Source organism: Streptococcus caprae (genome assembly GCF_042649745.1).
GTDB lineage: Bacteria > Bacillota > Bacilli > Lactobacillales > Streptococcaceae > Streptococcus > Streptococcus caprae.
Genome location: NZ_JBHRZV010000047.1, coordinates 406 through 1,117 on the forward strand (window position 1 = coordinate 406; position 712 = coordinate 1,117).

The following is a 712-nucleotide window of genomic DNA, read 5'->3' on the forward strand; positions in this document are numbered from 1 at the left end:
TAGTCTTGAATTGGAACTCCTTTAGCTTTCGGATAACCGTTGTGGTTGACACCGCCAAACTCTCTGCGATGGCAGCCATCGCTACCTTCTCAATCAGTTTCTGGGCGATTTTCTGATTAAGGATGACAGGAATTTGGTGGTTTTTCTTGACCAATGATGTCTCAGCGACAGCTATTTTCCTGCAATTTGAACAACGAAAACGGCGTTTCCTTAAACGAATTAGCGTTTTATAGCCAGCACAGTCCAGGTAGGGTATTTTGGATGGTTTCTGGAAGTCGTACTTGGTCATCTGTTTTTGGCAATGTTGGCATTTTGGGGCAGGGTAGTCCAGCTTAGCGATGACTTCCTTGTGACTTCCAGCATCGATATAGTCTGAAATCGAGATATTAGGGTCTTTTATTCCGAGTAGGTTTGTGATAAAATCGAATTGTTCCATATGAGTCTTTCTAATGAGTTGTTTTATCGCTTTTCATTATAGGTCATATGGGACTTTTTCTATACTCAAAAAGGCTCCATAATCTCTGCAGGGGAGCTACCCACTACAGAAATTATAGAGCCATTTTTTGTCAGTTCCACCATAAAAGCGTATAATAAGGTCATGACAGGAAAAATTAAGATAAATTGTAAAATATAGTGCAACAAAAAAACTCACAGAGTTTCTTTCGTGTAAACTGTAAGTAACGACACAAACAGAGCACGAGGAAATCTATGA

At 39.7% G+C, this 712-nt stretch carries 1 protein-coding gene; it reads right to left on the reverse strand.

Annotated elements, in window-relative coordinates; translation table 11 throughout:
- On the reverse strand, positions 1-436 hold a 436-nt coding region (locus tag ACFORF_RS06260; RefSeq protein WP_380426472.1), incomplete at its 3' end, for a transposase family protein.
- Positions 437-712 lie beyond the last annotated feature (276 nt).